Source organism: Burkholderia sp. BCC1996, from assembly GCF_905339955.1.
Lineage (GTDB): Bacteria > Pseudomonadota > Gammaproteobacteria > Burkholderiales > Burkholderiaceae > Burkholderia.
On sequence record NZ_CAJPHM010000009.1, the window covers coordinates 63,997 to 80,198 of the forward strand.

Genomic DNA, 16,202 nt, shown 5'->3' on the forward strand with positions numbered 1-16,202 from the left:
CCGCCTGTCCCGCCGCCTCCATGTGGATCGTCAATCTCGCGCTCAGGCGCCCCTACACGTTCATCGTGATGGCCATCATGATCGTGCTGGCCACCCCGCTTGCGCTGATGCGCACGCCTGTCGACGTCCTGCCGGCGGTCAACATTCCCGTCATCAGCGTGATCTGGAATTACACCGGCTTCTCCGCGAAGGAGATGACCAACCGCATCACGGCCGTCCATGAACGGATCCTGACGACGACCGTCAACAACATCCAGCACATCGAGTCGACGTCGCTGCCGGGCATCGCGGTCGTGAAGGTGTTCCTGCAGCCCGGCGCGAACGTGCAGACCGCGATCGCGCAGACGGTCTCGTCCGCGCAGGCGATCGTGCGGCAGATGCCGCAGGGCGCGACGCCGCCGCTCGTGATCACCTATTCGGCGTCGAGCATCCCGGTGATCCAGCTCGGGCTGTCGAGCAAGACGCTCAGCGAACAGTCGCTCGCCGACATCGCGCTCAACTTCCTGCGGCCGCAACTGATCACGATCCCGGGCGCGCAGATCCCGTTTCCGTACGGCGGCCGCACGCGCGTGGTCGCGATCGACCTCGATCCGCAGGCGCTGCTCGCGAAGGGCCTCACGCCCGCCGACATCGTCAACGCGGTCAACACGCAGAACCTCGTGCTGCCGACCGGCACCGCGAAGATGGGTCAGACCGAATACCGGATCGACACGAACGCATCGGCCGACACGGTCGCGGACATCAACGGCCTGCCGGTCCAGACCGTCAACGGCGCGACGACTTACCTGCGCGAGGTCGCGTCGGTGCGCGACGGCTTCGCGCCGCAAACCAACGTCGTGCGGCAGAACAGCCAGCGCGGCGTGCTGATGTCGATCCTGAAGACCGGCGACGCGTCGACGCTGAAGGTCGTGTCGGACCTGAAGGCACTGCTGCCGAAGGTGATCCCGACGCTGCCCGAAGGACTCACGATCACGCCGCTGTTCGACCAGTCGGTGTTCGTCAACGCCGCCGTGCAGGGCGTGATCCACGAGGCGCTGATCGCCGCCGTGCTGACCGCGATGATGATCCTGCTGTTCCTCGGCAACTGGCGCAGCACGCTGATCATCGCGATCTCGATTCCGCTGTCGATCTTCACGTCGCTGATCGCACTCTCCGCGCTCGGCGAGACGATCAACATCATGACGCTCGGCGGGCTCGCGCTCGCGGTCGGGATCCTGGTCGACGACGCGACCGTCACGATCGAGAACATCGAGCGGCACCTGCATCTCGGTACGAATCTGCACGACGCGATCCTCGAAGGCGCGGGCGAGATCGCGGTGCCCGCGTTCGTGTCGACGCTGTGCATCTGCATCGTGTTCGTGCCGATGTTCTTCCTGACGGGCGTCGCGCGCTTCCTGTTCGTGCCGCTCGCCGAAGCCGTGGTGTTCGCGATGCTCGCGTCGTACGTGCTGTCGCGCACGCTCGTGCCGACGCTGGCGATGCTGCTGTTCCGCCCGCAGCAGGCCACGAGCGGCCCCGATCATGCGACGTCGCGGTTCGCGCGCCTCCATCACGCGTTCAACGCCGCGTTCGAGCGGCTGCGCGCGTGGTACATCGTGCTGCTCAGCATGCTGCTGGTGCGCCGCCGCTTCTACGCGACGTGCTTCCTCGGCTTCTGCGTGCTGTCGACCGGCCTCGTGTTCGTGCTCGGCCGCGACTTCTTCCCGAACGCCGATTCCGGCAACCTGCGGCTGCACATGCGCGCGCCGACCGGCTACCGGATCGAGGAGACCGCGCGCCTTGCCGACCAGGTCGAGCGCGTGATCCGCGAAACCGTGCCGGCGGACGAGCTCGGCGCGATCGTCGACAACCTCGGGCTGCCGGTGAGCGGCATCAACCTGTCGTACAGCAATGCAGGCACGATCGGCACGCTCGACGGCGAACTGATGATCGCGCTGAAGCCGGGCCACCGCGCGACCGCGCACTACGTGCAGACGCTGCGCACGCTGCTGCCGCAGCGCTTCCCGGGCGTCGAGTTCTTCTTCCAGCCGTCGGACATCATCACGCAGATCCTCAACTTCGGTCAGCCGGCCGCGATCGACGTGCAGGTGCTCGGCAACGATCTCGCGAGTAACATGGCTATCGCGAGCAGCCTGATGAAGAAGATCAGGCAAATCCCCGGCACCGTCGACGTGCACGTACTGCAGCGCAACGACGAACCGACCCTGGTGGCCGACATGGACCGTACGCGCATGCAGCAGCTCAGCCTCTCCGCGCAGAACGTCGCGCAGAACATGCTGATCTCGCTGTCCGGCAGTTCCCAGACGACCCCGTCGTTCTGGATCAATCCGCGCTCGGGCGTCCAGTACCCGCTGCAGATCCAGACCCCGCAATACAACATCGCGTCGATCGACGACCTGCTCGGCACGCCGATTTCCGCGAGCGGGCGCACCGGCATGCCGCTGCAATTGCTCGGCAACCTCGTGCAGATCCATCCCGTCGCGAACCCGGCGGTGATCACGCACTACAACATCCGCCCGGCGATCGACCTGTACGTGAGCGTCGAGGGCCGCGACCTCGGCTCGGTCGCGGGCGCGATCGACCGCATCGTGTCCGACGCGCGCGCGACGCTGCCGCGCGGCACCGACCTGTCGGTGCGCGGCCAGGTCGAGACGATGCGCACGTCGTACCTCGGCCTCGGCGCGGGCGTCGCGATGGCGATCGTGCTCGTCTACCTGCTGATCGTCGTGAATTTCCAGTCGTGGCTCGATCCGCTGATCATCATCAGCGCGATGCCGGCCGCGCTCGCCGGCATCGCGTGGATGCTGTTCATCACCGGCACGCACCTGAGCGTGCCCGCGCTGACGGGCGCGATCATGACGGTGGGCGTCGCGACCGCCAACAGCATCCTGGTCGTGTCGTTCGCGCGCCAGCGCCTCGCGGCCGGCGCGCCGCCGCTCACGGCCGCGCTGGAGGCCGGCGCGACGCGGATCCGCCCGGTGCTGATGACGGCGCTCGCGATGATCATCGGGATGGTGCCGATGGCGCTCGGTCTCGGCGAAGGCGCCGAGCAGAACGCGCCGCTCGGCCGCGCGGTGATCGGCGGCCTGCTGTTCGCCACCGTTTCGACGCTGCTGTTCGTGCCGCTCGTGTTCGGCGGCGTGCATGCGCGGCTGGCCCGCCGGCGCGCGCGCCACGCCGGACACTGACTTTCGCCTTTAGCCTCCAGACCCGGTCAATTCATGGAAGAGAAACATCACAGCTCCGTCGGCATCCAGGTGGACGAACACGGCATGCACCTGCCGACGCGCACGTCGGTGTCGCGGCGCGGGCGGGTCGTCCTGATCGTGATCGGCGTGCTGCTCGCCGCGGGCGCCGCGCGCACGATCGTCGTCAACGTGCTGAACCGGAATCACCTCGACGCGGTGGCCGAGCAGAACACGCGCCAGTACGTGAACGTCGTGCATCCGGTCGATGCGGCCACCGGCGGCAAGCTGGCGCTGCCCGGCACGCTGCGCGGCTTCGTCGAAGCGCCGATCTACGCGCGTGCGAGCGGCTACGTGCTGCGCTGGCAGGCCGATATCGGCGCGCACGTGAAGCAGGGGCAGCTGCTCGCCGAACTCGACACGCCCGAGCTGAACCAGGAACTCGCGCAGGCCACCGCGCAGCGCCAGCAGGCGCAGGCCGCGCTCGCGCTCGCGAAGACGTCGTTCGACCGCGCGCAGCAGCTGCGCCAGCGCGATGCGGTGTCGCAACAGGAACTCGACGACCGGCAAGGCGCGTTCAACCAGGGCACCGCGAACCTCGCGGCGGCCGATGCGAACATGCGCCGGCTCACCGAGCTGAAAGGCTTCCAGCGCATCGTCGCGCCGATCGATGGGATCGTCACGCAGCGCAACGTCGACGTCGGCGACCTCGTCAATTCCGGCAACGCGGGCCGCGCGCTGTTCACGGTCGTGCAGGCCGACCGGCTGCGCCTGTACGTGCAGGTTCCGCAGGCTTATGCGCAGCAGGTGAAAGTCGGCCAGCGCGTGAGCGTCGCGCAGGCGGAACTGCCCGGCCAGACCTTCGACGGCACCATCACGCGCACGTCCCAGGCGATCGACGTCGCGACGCGCTCGCTGCAGATCGAAATCACGCTGCCGAATCCGGACGGACGGCTGCTGCCCGGCGCGTACGTGCAAGCGACCCTGCCGATGACGCCGGTCGGCCGCCTGCAGATTCCGGCCAACACGCTGCTGTTCCGCGCCGAAGGGCCGACGGTGGCGACCGTCGACGCGAACGGCCAGGTGCGCCTGAAGGCGGTGACGGTCGCGCGCACGATCGGGCAGACGCTCGAAGTCGACGGCCCGCTCACGCCGAACGATCGCCTCGTCGCGAACCCGAGCGATGCGCTCGCGAACGGCGACACCGTGATCGTGCAGGCGCCGCCGGTCGTGAAGCCGGCCTCCGCGGCCGCGGGAGCGCAGTCGTGAGCGCGCTGCGCGCCTGCCTGCGCCCCACCGCAGTCGTGGCCGTCGTCGCGGTCGCGACGCTCGCCGGCTGTACGGTCGGCCCCGACTACCGGCGCCCCGCCGTCGAGACACCCGCCGCGTGGCGGCTCGACCCGGCCGACGCTTACTGGCACCCGGCCGCGCCGGCCCGTGCGCCGCTCGACCCGGCGTGGTGGAGCGCGTTCGGCGACGCGCAGCTCGACGCGCTCGAAACCGACGCGCTGCGCAACAACCAGAACCTGAAGGCCGTCGCCGCGCGCTACGACCAGGCGAAGGCGACGCTCGCGTCGGTCGCGTCCGCGCAGTATCCGGCCGTCGGCCTGAACGCGAGCGGCCAGCGCTTCAAGATCTCCGCCGACCGGCCGCAGAGCAACTACGCGACGAAGAGCATGTCGACCGTGCAGAACGACATCCAGGTCGCCGCGAGCGTCAGCTACGAACTCGACCTGTTCGGCCGCGTGCGGCGCAGCGTCGAATCCGCGCAGGCCAGCTCCGAGCAGGCGCGCGACGATTTCGCGAACGCGCGCCTGGTGCTGAGCGCCGATCTCGCATCGAGCTACTTCGCACTGCGCGAGCTCGACACCGAGATCGACGTCGTCAGGCGTTCGATCGACCTGCAGCAAAAGGCGCTCGACTACGTGAGCGCGCGCCACGACCTCGGCGCGGTGTCCGGCCTCGACCTGCTGCAGCAGCGCGCGCAGCTCGACGCGACGCGCACGCAGGCGCAGTTGCTGATCCAGCAGCGCGCTCAGGTCGAGACGGCGATCGCGACGCTGGTCGGCACGCCGGCCCCCGCGTTCTCGCTGCCGCCGCGCGTGGCGCCGATCAACGCGCCCGCGCTGCCGACCGGGATGCCGAGCGACCTGCTGCAGCGCCGGCCCGACGTCGCATCGGCCGAGCGCGCGATGGCCGCGGCGAACGCGCAGATCGGCGTCGCGCGCGCCGCGTATTTCCCGCGCATCGCGCTGTCGCCGGACCTCGGCTGGGACGCGACGCGCTTCTCCGGCCTGTTCACCGTGCCGGCGCTGCTGTGGTCGATCGGCGCGTCGGTCAGCCAGCCGCTGTTCGAAGGCGGCAAGCTGAAGGCCGGCGTCGATTTCGCGCAGGCCGGCTACGTCGCCGCGCAGGCCAATTACCGGCAGACCGTGCTCACCGCGTTCCAGGAGGTTCAGAATGCGGTGACGGGCCTGTCGGTGCTGGCCGAAGCCGCGCAGCAGGCGTCGGCGGCCGTCGACGACGCGCGCAAGCTCGTGTCGCTCGCGCAGGACCGCTATGCGGGCGGCCTGACGCCGTTCATCGACGTGCTGACGGCCCAGCAGCAGTTGCTGACGAGCGAGCGCCAGGCCGTGCAGATCCAGGGCCAGCGCGCGGCGCTCGTCGTGTTTCTTGCGAAGGCGCTCGGCGGCGGCTGGGACGGCGCCGCGACGGGCGGCGCCGCGCCGACCGACGTCGCGGCGGCCGGCCCGCAACCCGCCACGAGCATCACCCCCTAACCCGGTTACGCGGACCCGCCCATGAAAGTCCTGATCGTCGAAGATGAACCGAAAGTCGTCGAATATCTGAAGAGCGGCCTGAGCGAGGAAGGCTGGGTCGTCGACACCGCGCTGGACGGCGAGGACGGCGCGTGGAAGGCCGTCGAATTCGACTACGACGTGGTCGTGCTCGACGTGATGCTGCCGAAGCTCGACGGCTTCGGCGTGCTGCGCGCGTTGCGCGCGCAGAAGCAGACGCCCGTGATCATGCTGACCGCGCGAGACCGCGTCGACGATCGCGTGCGGGGCTTGCGCGGCGGCGCCGACGACTACCTGACCAAGCCCTTCTCGTTCCTCGAGCTGATCGAGCGGCTGCGCGCGCTGACGCGCCGCGCGCGCGTGCAGGAATCGACGCTGATCTCGATCGGCGACCTGCGCGTCGACCTGATCGGCCGGCGCGCGACCCGCGACGGCACGCGCCTCGACCTGACCGCGCAGGAATTCCAGCTGCTCGGCGTGCTCGCGCGGCGCAGCGGCGAGGTGCTGTCGAAAACGACGATCGCCGAACTCGTGTGGGACGTGAACTTCGACAGCAACGCGAACGTCGTCGAGACGGCGATCAAGCGCCTGCGCGCGAAGCTCGACGGCCCGTTCGCGGAGAAACTGCTGCATACGATCCGCGGCATGGGCTACGTGCTCGAGGCGCGCGAGGACGGCGATGCGGAGCGGCACGCATGAAACGCTCGATCACCCTGCGTCTGTCGGCGATGTTCGGCATCGTGTCGCTGCTCGTGTTCACGCTGGTCGGCTGCGGGCTGTTCGTGATGATGGAGCGCCAGTTGTTCGCCGAACTGCGTGCGACGATCGACACGCGCGCGAAGGTTGCGCAGATGATCGTGTCGCACGCAACCACGGCCGCGCGCGGCCGCCTGATGCAGGAAAAACTCGCCGACCTCGAACCGCCCGACGGGTCGACGCGCTACCAGGTCGACAGCCCCGACGCCGACTTCCGCTTCGGCCGTCCGGTCGACGGCGTGCCCGTCGGCGAACCGTTCGGCGCGTTCCAGCAGTACGCGCTCAACCACAGCAGCTACGAGGTGATGACGAAGACCGTCCCGATCGCAGGCAGCGGTGAGCGCCCCGACCTGAAGCTGATCGTCGCGTCGTCGTGCGAGCGCACGCAGCGCATGCTGCGCCATTTCGTGTGGACGCTCGCCGCGCTGATCGCGATCGCCACCGTCATCACGCTGCTGCTGAGCCGCGCGGTCGCGCGCTTCGGGCTCGCGCCGCTCGAACGGATGTCGCAGGACGCCGCGGCCATCAGCGCCACCGACCGCCGCCAGCGGCTGCACACCGACGCGCTGCCGACCGAGCTGCGCGATCTCGCCGCGTCGTTCAACGGCGCGCTCGAACGCATCCAGCAGACCTACGCGCGGCTCGAGGCGTTCAATGCGGACGTCGCGCACGAGCTGCGCACGCCGATCAGCATCCTGATCGGGCAGACCCAGGTCGCGCTGACGAGCCGCGACCGCTCGGTCGACCGGATGCGCCAGACGCTGCAGTCGAACCTCGAGGAATTCGAACGGTTGCGCGTGATCATCAACGACATGCTGTTCCTGTCGCGCAGCGATCGCGGCGAACGCGCGACCGACCTGAAGCACGTGTCGCTCGCCGACGAAGTGCGCCGCATGCTCGACTTCCTCGAGATTCCGCTCGACGAAGCGCAGTTGCGCGCCGAACTGCACGGCGATGCGCGCGCGGCCGTCGACCCGTCGCTGTTCCGCCGCGCGATGACCAACCTGCTGATCAACGCGATCCAGCATTCGGCGCCCGGCGCGACGCTGAACGTGACGATCACGCCGCGCGATACGCTCGTCGACGTGTCGGTCGCCAACCCCGGCGAGCCGATCGACCCGGCGCAGTGCGCGCACGTGTTCGAGCGCTTCTACCGGCTCGAGGAAGCGCGCGCGAACAGCAAGGAGAATCACGGGCTCGGGCTGTCGATCGTCAAGGCCGTCGCGGAGATGCACGGCGGCAGCGTGTTCGTCGCGTGCGCGGGCGGCGTCAACACGTTCGGCTTCTCGGTGTCGACGCAACCGGGAAGCAGCGGCCCGCTGCGCGCGGCCGACGCAGGCGACCCGCACGCGCTGCGGCCGGCGCACGCGCCGCGCGCGCTGCATTGACGGCGGCCGCGCCTGTCGATGTCGAGCCGCTTCCGATCGGCGCGTGCCCGCCACGGACGCGGCCCGGGACGCGTCACGCGCGTGGCTTGCTACCCTGCTCGCGCCACGCCCGCGGCGACATCGCGAACCGCTCGCGAAACACGCGACTGAAATGCGACATGTCGTTGAATCCCCAGCGCAACGCGATGTCGGACACGCGCAGCACCGCGCATTGCGGATTCACGAGATCCTGCGCGCACCGTTCGAGCCGCAGGTTCCATACGTAACGCATCAGCGACGTGTTCTCGGCCTCGAACAGCTTGTTGATGTACCGCGACGAAATCCCGATCGACCGCTCGATCATCAGCGGGTTCAGCTCCGGGTCGTGCAGGTGCTCGAGCAGATGCCGCTTCACACGCGTCAGCGTCAACGCCTTCATCCTTGACTGCGCGAGGTCGTTGCGCTGCATGCCCCCGAGCGTCATCGCGATCAGCGAGATCGCGGTATCCGACAACTGCCGCATCTCGTCCTCGGTCACGCGACCGATCTGCGACGACATCTGCTCGAGAAACGCGCGCATGACGCTGCCGACGCCCTCGCCGGTTTGCGTCGGGCTGGCCGTGCGGTGTTCCATCCCGATGACGAGCTGGTTCAGGGTCGTGCGGGGAATGCTGACGACGATCTCGCGCCACGACTGGCCGAACTGCAGGTGGTGAGGCCGTGTCGCGTCGTAGATCGCGAAATCCCCGGGGTGCAGCGTGACGATCTTGCCGTCCTGCTCGACCGATTGGCTGCCCTCGAGCATCAATACGCCGAAATACTTGTCCTCATACTCGCTGCGCGCCTGCCGATAACGCCGGATCACGGCCTGCTCGCTCGCGTGGATTTCGGAGATTCGCATCTTTTCGCATTTGCGCTGCCGCACCTGGCCGAAGAAATCGGCTTTCTGCACGGCCGCGATCTGCACGTCCGCGAACAGGCGCAGAATCGTCTCGCGCCAGAATTCGATACGCTGGCTGAGCGAGCCTTCGGTCGCCACCTCGATGGCCGAATTCGTCCGTTCATCCGGCGAGTTGCCGGACGCCAGGCCGGGCGCGTCGCCGCTTGCGGCGCGCGCGATAGGACGCATCGTCATGGTCGTGCCCCACATGGGTTAGCAAACACGCAGCCGGTAGCGTGCCCGTTCAAAAGCGCATTGTCCAATCGATCACCGTGTACGCCGCGTTGCCGGTCGGACCGGCACGCGGCGCGGCGGCGACGCGCTACCGCTCCGGGCATGTCATGCGAAGGTCGTCTGACGCCAGTCGGAAGATTGTTCATACGCATAGGCGCAGCGGTAGAGCGTCGCCTCGTCGAAGCGGCGCCCGACCAGTTGCAGCCCGATCGGCAGATCGTCGGCTACCCCGCACGGCAGCGACATGGCCGGATGCCCGGACACGTCGAACGGCGCGGTATTCGCGAGCATCTCGAACGCCCGCGTCAGCGACTCGGACATCGCGCAACCGGGCTCCGGCAGTTTCGACGCACGCATCGGTACGGTCGGCATCACCAATACGTCGTACGACTGCAGCGCCGCGTCGTAAGCCGATCGCAAGCGCCGTGCGAGGTTCTGGCACTTCGCGTAGTAGCGCCCGCGATACCGGCTCGTGAAATATTCGCCGAGCAGCATCGTCACCTTCACGGTATCCGGCAACTCATCGGCGCGCTCGCGCCAGCCCGCGTGATGATCGATCATGCCGGTCACGTACAGGCCGCCCCAGTTGAAACCGTGGCTGTTGCCCTTCATCATCTGCTGCGTCGCCCCCTCGGCCGCAATCGGCAACCAGATCGCGGTGCCGGCCGCATGGAGCGGCACCGACACTTCTTCGACGCTCGCGCCCAGCTTGCGCAACCGGTGCGCGGCGACCAGCACGGCCTCGTCGACCACTTTCTCCGCATTCGCGAGCCCGAACGCCTCGCGCAGAATGCCGATCCGCAGGCCTGCGATGCCGTCGCGGATCGCACCGAGATAGTCGGTGCGCGGCGACAACGCCCGCTGGCGCGGATCGAGCCCGTCGTCGCCCGCGATGACATCGAGCAGCAGCGCGTTGTCGAGCACGGTGCTCGTCATCGGCCCGAGATGATCGACGGTCGCCTCGATCGGCATCGCGCCGGTGTAGGGCACGAGCCCGTGCGTCGGCTTCATCCCGTAGACGCCGCAATAGGCGGACGGGATCCTGACCGAGCCGCCCTGGTCGCCGCCGAGCGCCATGTCGACCTCGCCGCTCGCGACCAGCGCGCCGCTGCCGGACGACGAGCCGCCGGACGAGTGCCCGGCCTTGCGCGGATTGTGCACCGGCCCCGACGCGCTCGTGTGCGAGCCGCCGGAAAAGCAGTAGTACTCGCAGGTCGCCTTGCCGGCGATCGTGCCGCCAGCGTCGAGCACCCGCGTGACGACGGTCGCATCGATATCGGGCACGTAGCCCTCGAACGTGCTCGCGCCGTTGCGCATCGGCACGCCGGCGACGCAGATGTTGTCTTTCACGGCCACCGTCTTGCCGCGCAGCTTGCCGTCGGCGGCGCCGTGGATCGTGCTCTTGCGCGCCCACGCGCCGTAACGGTTCTCGTCGCCTTCCGGGCGGTAGCCGGGCGTGCGCGGATACGCGACGACGGGCAGATAGTCGGGCAGCGCGTCGATCGCGTCGTACGCGTCGAAGTTCGCCTGCAGGGCATCGTCATATTCGGCGAGTTGGCGGGAATCGACATGAAAGCCGAAACCGGCTGCAATGTCGGACAGTTGTTCGCGGGTCGGGCGTTTGATGGCCATCGACGTTCTCCAGTTCGGTAAGCGGCACCGCCGGCCCCGGCGGGGCCGGCGGGATTCAGCGGGCGATGGCGACGGCGTCGCGCATCAGCCCGGTGCGCGGATGGCAGTTCACGTATTCGTAGACCTGATGCCTGGCGTCGAAGACGGAAACCTCGTGATACAGCCGCAGTTTCGACAGCCCGGTGACGACGCGGAAGAACGTGACGAAGATCCGCAGGTGCGTCGGATGGGATTCGGCCCAGCGCTCGAGGCGGTCGAGCGAGCGCCAGTGGCCGATGTTGTAACTCTCGTCGAGCACGTTGCCGTCGAGATCGATCGAGCGCACGTAGCGATTGCTGTAGCAGCCGACGTCCGTGCCGTTGTCGCGCAGGAATTCCATTCCGCTGCGCAGCGTCGGCTCGATCTCCTCGAGATACAGTCGGCGCTCGTCGCTCTCGGCCGCACGCCAGTCCTGACCGGAGCGAATCAGCGCGATGTTGTCGTGGGCCAGTACGACCACGCGGCCGCCGCGGGCCGGATCGCCCTCGACGATGCGCAACTCGCCGTCCGCGCGCATCCAGTCCGTCTGCGAGATCGGGAACCGGTCGCGCATCGATCCCCAGTAGCCGTGCTCCTCGATCTCGCCGCTGACGCCGTCCATGATCGCGCCGACGCCCGGGAAATCGCTCGTGAATGCGTAAAGCGTCTCGAACTGCTCGGCGCGCGGCGCGACGATTTCCCGGAAGTAGCCGATCCCGTCCGCGAGGCGCGCGTCGGAGGCCCACCATTCGACGAGTGCCGGCGACGCGATCCAGCGCGCATACGCGGCCGGATCGCGCCAGTAGCCGACGGCGATCAGGTTCTCGTAGCCCTGGTCGTCGGTGTGTTGCGTCAGATCGAAGTTGTTCGGGCCGTCCTGCGCCCCGAAATCGGCGGCGATCCGGCGCAACGCGGCCAGTGCCGTGGCGCGCTTGTCGGCGCCGCGATACTGCACGCCGAAATAGCCCATCACGACCTGGCTCAGGTCTTCGGCGGCCCGGGCGACGTACATCGGGAACGGCGGCTGGTAATCGTCGGCGACGCGGCGCGACAGCGTCCGCGGGCAGATCAGGTGTTTGTCGATGGCGGATTCCATGCGTGACCTCTCTGTAAAGGGAATCGGATGTCGAGGTATCGACGTTGGGGACACGGTGCGGCCTGCACCGGGCGGATCCCGGCGCATTCAGGCTGTCAGAAGATGTGCGCGTAACGCAGGCCGGCGAGCAGGCTGTTCTTCGGGCCGTTGCGCACGCTCAGGTCGGTGCCGAGCTGGATTTGCACCTGGTCGGCCTTCGTCACGAATTTCGCCGCGGTGATCCGCATGCGCGTCGTGCGAAGCGCGTCGTTGTTGTCCGCGCCGCCGACGCTCGTTTCACCGCCCCAGAGCTGCGTGATGCCGATCCCGAGCGACGTGCCCGGATCGGGCATGTAACGCACCATTGCCTGTGCGCTGTAGCTCATCCGCTGATGCAGCGTCGTGCCGCTCGCGCCGTACGACGTGTTGTTGCCGTACCAGATCGCGTCGCCGACGAGATCGAGCGCCCACTGCGGCGAAAAGTGCTTGATGTAGGCCGCCTGGAAATCGAGCGACCAGCGGTTGGCGCCGAGATTGAGACCGCGGTTCTGGTCGTAACTCCCGGTCGGCGCGTAAACGTAGATCGTCGCGGCGACGACGTCCTTCGCGTCGTTCAGGCGGAATTTCAACGGTGCGGTCAGGATCACGTCGCCGACACCGTTCGTACTGCCAAGCGTGCCGGCGTTGCCGAAGCTGCTGACGTGACCGAACGGCAGCAACACCTGCGGATCGATCGTGAGCCTGTCGGTGAGCTGGAACACATGCAGCAGACGGGCGATGCCGACATTGGACTGCAGGTCGAAATCCGACGTCCGGTGGCCGTTCGCATAGTACGCGTTCGTCGCCGAATAGTTGTAGTACAGCACGCCGATCGTCGCGCCTACCGGATACTGCTCGTAGTCGCCGGGATCGACCTCGACCGCGCCCGCGTAATGCGACGCGACGACCATCAGCGACAAGCCGATCCAGCGCGCGATTCGCTTCAGTTTCATTCTGTTGACGTTGTCCATCATGCTCCTCACCTGGATGCACAGACACCGTCACGCTCGACGTACGACGAACGGGAACCGTTGCCGGACGATCAAATCGCGGGGTGCTGGCTGACTGTTGTTCCGCCGGTACTCGGGTGAGTGCCGGCGATTCGCGACATCGAACGGCCGTCGCTTGAGGGTGAGAATAGAAAGGCAAAATCCGCATTTCTGTTTTCCGGCGGAACAAGAAATTGGCTGTGGCGGACCTGTGCTGCCAGTGCCATACGACGGTCGCAAAACGTGCGCAGGCGGCCGGTATCGCGTGCCGGGCGCCCCGTCGATGCCGCGAATCGCCGTGCATCCGGTGCGCGCCGGCCCCTGCCGCGCGGCGGGGCCGTCTCAGCATAGTTTCCGATCCGTGCCGGCAAAGAACCGCGCTTTTTCTCTTCTTACCCTGCTCGTCGAGCGTGGCCGACGCCACGCCTTTGCACCCCGCCACGGCAGCCGCAACGCCACGGCGGCGGTCAACCCGAACCACCATAAGGAGCCCCACGATGAGCGCGACCCCTTCCGCGGAAACAGCCTCGACGCCCGGCGAACGTGCCTGGGCGCTGTTTCGCGTGATGAAAGAAAAGAACCTGATCCCCGACGGCTATATCGAAGGCCTGACCGAGCTGATGTCCACGACGTGGGATCCGGCCAACGGCGCGCGCATCGTCGCGCGTGCGTGGGTCGACCCGGCATTTCGCGAACTGCTGCTGAAGGACGGCACGGCCGCGTGTGCGCAGTTCGGCTACACCGGCCCGCAGGGCGAATACATCGTCGCGCTCGAGGACACGCCGACGCTGAAGAACGTGATCGTCTGCAGCCTGTGCTCATGCACGAACTGGCCGGTGCTCGGGCTCCCGCCCGAGTGGTACAAGGGCTTCGAATATCGTGCGCGGCTCGTCCGCGAAGGGCGCACGGTGCTGCGGGAGCTCGGCACCGACCTGCCCGACGACGTCGTCGTGAAGGTCTGGGATACGACCGCCGAAAGCCGCTATCTCGTGCTGCCCGTGCGGCCGGCAGGCAGCGAGCACATGACCGAGGAACAACTGCGCACGCTCGTCACGAAGGACGTGCTGATCGGCGTTGCGCTGCCGCGCGCGCACTGACGCCCCCCCCGTTTCGCTCTCGACCTTCATCTCGGAGATCACCTCATATGGACGGCTTTCACGACCTCGGCGGATTCCAGGGTTTCGGCCCGGTGCCGCACACGATCAACAGTCTCGGCTACAAGCCGGTCTTCAAGGAAGACTGGGAGCATCTCGCGTACAGCCTGATGTTCGTCGGCGTGGACCCACTGAAAAAATTCAGCGTCGACGAGGTACGTCACGCAGTCGAACGCATCGACGTGCGCCAGCACGTCGGCACGCGCTACTACGAGCGCTACGTGATCGCGACCGCAACCTTGCTCGTCGAAACCGGCGTGCTCACGCAGGACGAACTCGACCGCGCGCTCGGTTCGCATTTCCGGCTCGCGAACCCGCCGCGATCCGGCGGCCGGGCGGCGCCACCCGACTCGACGCGGTTCGAGGTCGGCGATCGCGTCGTCGTGCGCGACGAATACGTCAGCGGACACATCCGCGCGCCGGGCTACGTGCGCGGCAAGGAAGGCATCGTGCTGCACCGGACGACCGAATCGTGGCCATTCCCGGACGCGATCGGCCACGGCGACACCGGCGCCGCGCATCAGCCGACCTATCATGTCGAGTTCCGCGTGAAGGATCTGTGGGGCGACGCCGCCGACGACGGCTACGTCGTGGTCGACCTGTTCGAAGGCTACCTGGATCGCGCGTCCGGGCAGAACGCATGACGACGCCGGGAAACCGGCGAGCGCCGGCCGCCGCGCCGCCGAGGATTCCGGTCACCGTGCTGTCCGGCTTCCTCGGCGCCGGGAAAACGACGTTGCTGAACCACATCCTGCGCAACCGCGCCGGCCTGAAGGTAGCCGTGATCGTCAACGACATGAGCGAAGTAAACGTCGACGCCGACGATGTGCGGCGCAACGTCGAGCTGCATCGCGGCGAGGACGAACTGGTCGAAATGAGCAACGGCTGCATCTGCTGCACGCTGCGCGCCGATCTGCTCGAGCAGATCAGCACGCTGGCGCGGCAGCATCGCTTCGACTATCTGCTGATCGAGTCGACCGGCATCTCGGAGCCGATGCCGGTCGCCGAGACGTTCGCATTTCTCGACCGCGACGGTTTCAGCCTCAGCGAGCTCGCCCGGCTGGACACGCTCGTCACGGTGGTCGACGGCGAGACGTTCGAGGACATGATCGCGTCGGCCGAACCGGTCACGCGCGACGCCACGCTCGCGAACGGCAGCGATTCCGGTCCGCCGCGCAAGCTGTCGGACCTGCTGATCGAACAAGTCGAATACGCGAACGTGATTCTCGTGAGCCGACTCGACCGGATCGGCCATGCGGGTTTCGACCGGCTGCGCGCCATTCTGGCGTCGCTGAATCCCTCTGCGCGAATCCTGCCGATGCAGCACGGCAAGGTCGATCCGTCAGACGTCCTGGATACGCGGCGCTTCGATCTCCCGGCGCTCGTCGAATCGCCGGGATGGATGCAACGCATGCAGGTCGACGAGCGCCCCTCGGAATCGGATGCGTACGGGATCGCGTCGTGGACCTATCGCGAACGTGCGCCGTTTCATCCGGCGCGCCTGCTCGCGTGGCTGCGTCGCCCCTGGACCAACGGCCGACTGCTTCGCTGCAAGGGATATGTTTGGGCTGCGCACCGATATGCGGACATCGCCATGCTCGTGCAGACGGGCGGAGCGTTCCAGTGGGGTTACGTCGGGCGATGGTGGCGATTCGTTTCTCGGTCGGACTGGCCGCACGACGACTATCGGCGCGATGGCGTGCTGCAAAAATGGCAAGAGCCGACCGGTGATTGCCGGCAGGAAATCGTGTTCATCGGGCAGTCGATCGATCACGTCCGGTTGCGTCGCGAACTCGATGCCTGTCTGCTGACGGTCGAAGAAATCGACGCAGGCCCCGAGTCGTGGCTCCAGCTTCCGGAAGCCGACGCGTTCGACGCGCTCGCGACCGCCGCCCGTCCGTGACGCGAGACTCGATGACTTTGGCTGCGCCGCCTGCGTCCAGTGGCTTTCGGTCGCCGGTGAGCGCTGCGCCCGGTTCAGCGTGACGTGAATCCCGACAGCGCCGCCGAGGGCA

Annotated in this window: 12 protein-coding genes; 8 read left to right on the forward strand and 4 right to left on the reverse strand. The window is 67.7% G+C overall.

What is annotated here, in order from left to right:
• Nucleotides 1–20: 20 nt before the first annotated feature.
• Genes U4Z64_RS15220 through U4Z64_RS15240 form a run of 5 tightly spaced genes read left to right on the forward strand, consistent with a single transcriptional unit; the run spans nt 21 to nt 8,127 of the window.
• Entirely contained in the window at nt 21–3,188 is a 3,168-nt protein-coding gene (locus U4Z64_RS15220) for an efflux RND transporter permease subunit (RefSeq protein WP_321820370.1), read from the forward strand.
• A gap of 33 nt (nt 3,189–3,221) precedes the next feature.
• Nucleotides 3,222–4,454, forward strand: coding sequence for an efflux RND transporter periplasmic adaptor subunit (locus tag U4Z64_RS15225; RefSeq protein WP_321820371.1), 1,233 nt, complete (start codon nt 3,222–3,224; stop codon nt 4,452–4,454).
• A 5-nt stretch (nt 4,455–4,459) separates the two neighbouring features.
• Entirely contained in the window at nt 4,460–5,965 is a 1,506-nt protein-coding gene (locus U4Z64_RS15230; protein ID WP_321820477.1) for an efflux transporter outer membrane subunit, read from the forward strand.
• Nucleotides 5,966–5,986: 21 nt separating this feature from the next.
• Nucleotides 5,987–6,682: a heavy metal response regulator transcription factor gene (locus U4Z64_RS15235; RefSeq protein ID WP_044843022.1), complete on the forward strand. Its 696-nt coding sequence runs from the start codon at nt 5,987–5,989 to the stop codon at nt 6,680–6,682.
• The gene (locus U4Z64_RS15240) at nt 6,679–8,127 is read left to right on the forward strand and encodes a heavy metal sensor histidine kinase (RefSeq protein ID WP_321820372.1); all 1,449 of its coding nucleotides are present in this window, start codon (nt 6,679–6,681) and stop codon (nt 8,125–8,127) included. The genes U4Z64_RS15235 and U4Z64_RS15240 overlap by 4 nt, the downstream gene beginning before the upstream one ends.
• A gap of 73 nt (nt 8,128–8,200) precedes the next feature.
• Here U4Z64_RS15240 and U4Z64_RS15245 read toward each other — a convergent pair whose 3' ends face one another.
• The 4 genes from U4Z64_RS15245 to U4Z64_RS15260 form a co-directional block, all read right to left on the reverse strand.
• Nucleotides 8,201–9,241 (reverse strand): helix-turn-helix domain-containing protein, encoded by a 1,041-nt coding sequence (locus tag U4Z64_RS15245; protein ID WP_321820373.1) that lies wholly within the window; start codon nt 9,239–9,241, stop codon nt 8,201–8,203.
• 144 nt (nt 9,242–9,385) lie between these two features.
• Nucleotides 9,386–10,912 (reverse strand): amidase, encoded by a 1,527-nt coding sequence (locus U4Z64_RS15250; RefSeq protein WP_321820374.1) that lies wholly within the window; start codon nt 10,910–10,912, stop codon nt 9,386–9,388.
• A gap of 55 nt (nt 10,913–10,967) precedes the next feature.
• Entirely contained in the window at nt 10,968–12,026 is a 1,059-nt protein-coding gene (locus U4Z64_RS15255; RefSeq protein ID WP_321820375.1) for a phenylacetaldoxime dehydratase family protein, read from the reverse strand.
• Nucleotides 12,027–12,121: 95 nt separating this feature from the next.
• On the reverse strand, nt 12,122–13,018 hold the full coding sequence (locus tag U4Z64_RS15260; protein ID WP_321820376.1) for a transporter: 897 nt from the start codon (nt 13,016–13,018) through the stop codon (nt 12,122–12,124).
• Between the two features lie 512 nt (nt 13,019–13,530).
• Here U4Z64_RS15260 and nthA point away from each other — a divergent pair.
• The 3 genes from nthA to U4Z64_RS15275 are packed head-to-tail and all read left to right on the forward strand — an operon-like array spanning nt 13,531 to nt 16,090.
• Nucleotides 13,531–14,130, forward strand: coding sequence for a nitrile hydratase subunit alpha (gene nthA, locus U4Z64_RS15265; RefSeq protein ID WP_124891633.1), 600 nt, complete (start codon nt 13,531–13,533; stop codon nt 14,128–14,130).
• Nucleotides 14,131–14,177: 47 nt separating this feature from the next.
• Nucleotides 14,178–14,831: a nitrile hydratase subunit beta gene (nthB, locus tag U4Z64_RS15270; protein WP_321795371.1), complete on the forward strand. Its 654-nt coding sequence runs from the start codon at nt 14,178–14,180 to the stop codon at nt 14,829–14,831.
• The gene (locus U4Z64_RS15275) at nt 14,828–16,090 is read left to right on the forward strand and encodes a GTP-binding protein (RefSeq protein WP_321820377.1); all 1,263 of its coding nucleotides are present in this window, start codon (nt 14,828–14,830) and stop codon (nt 16,088–16,090) included. Before nthB ends, U4Z64_RS15275 begins: the two co-directional genes overlap by 4 nt.
• Nucleotides 16,091–16,202: the final 112 nt, after the last annotated feature.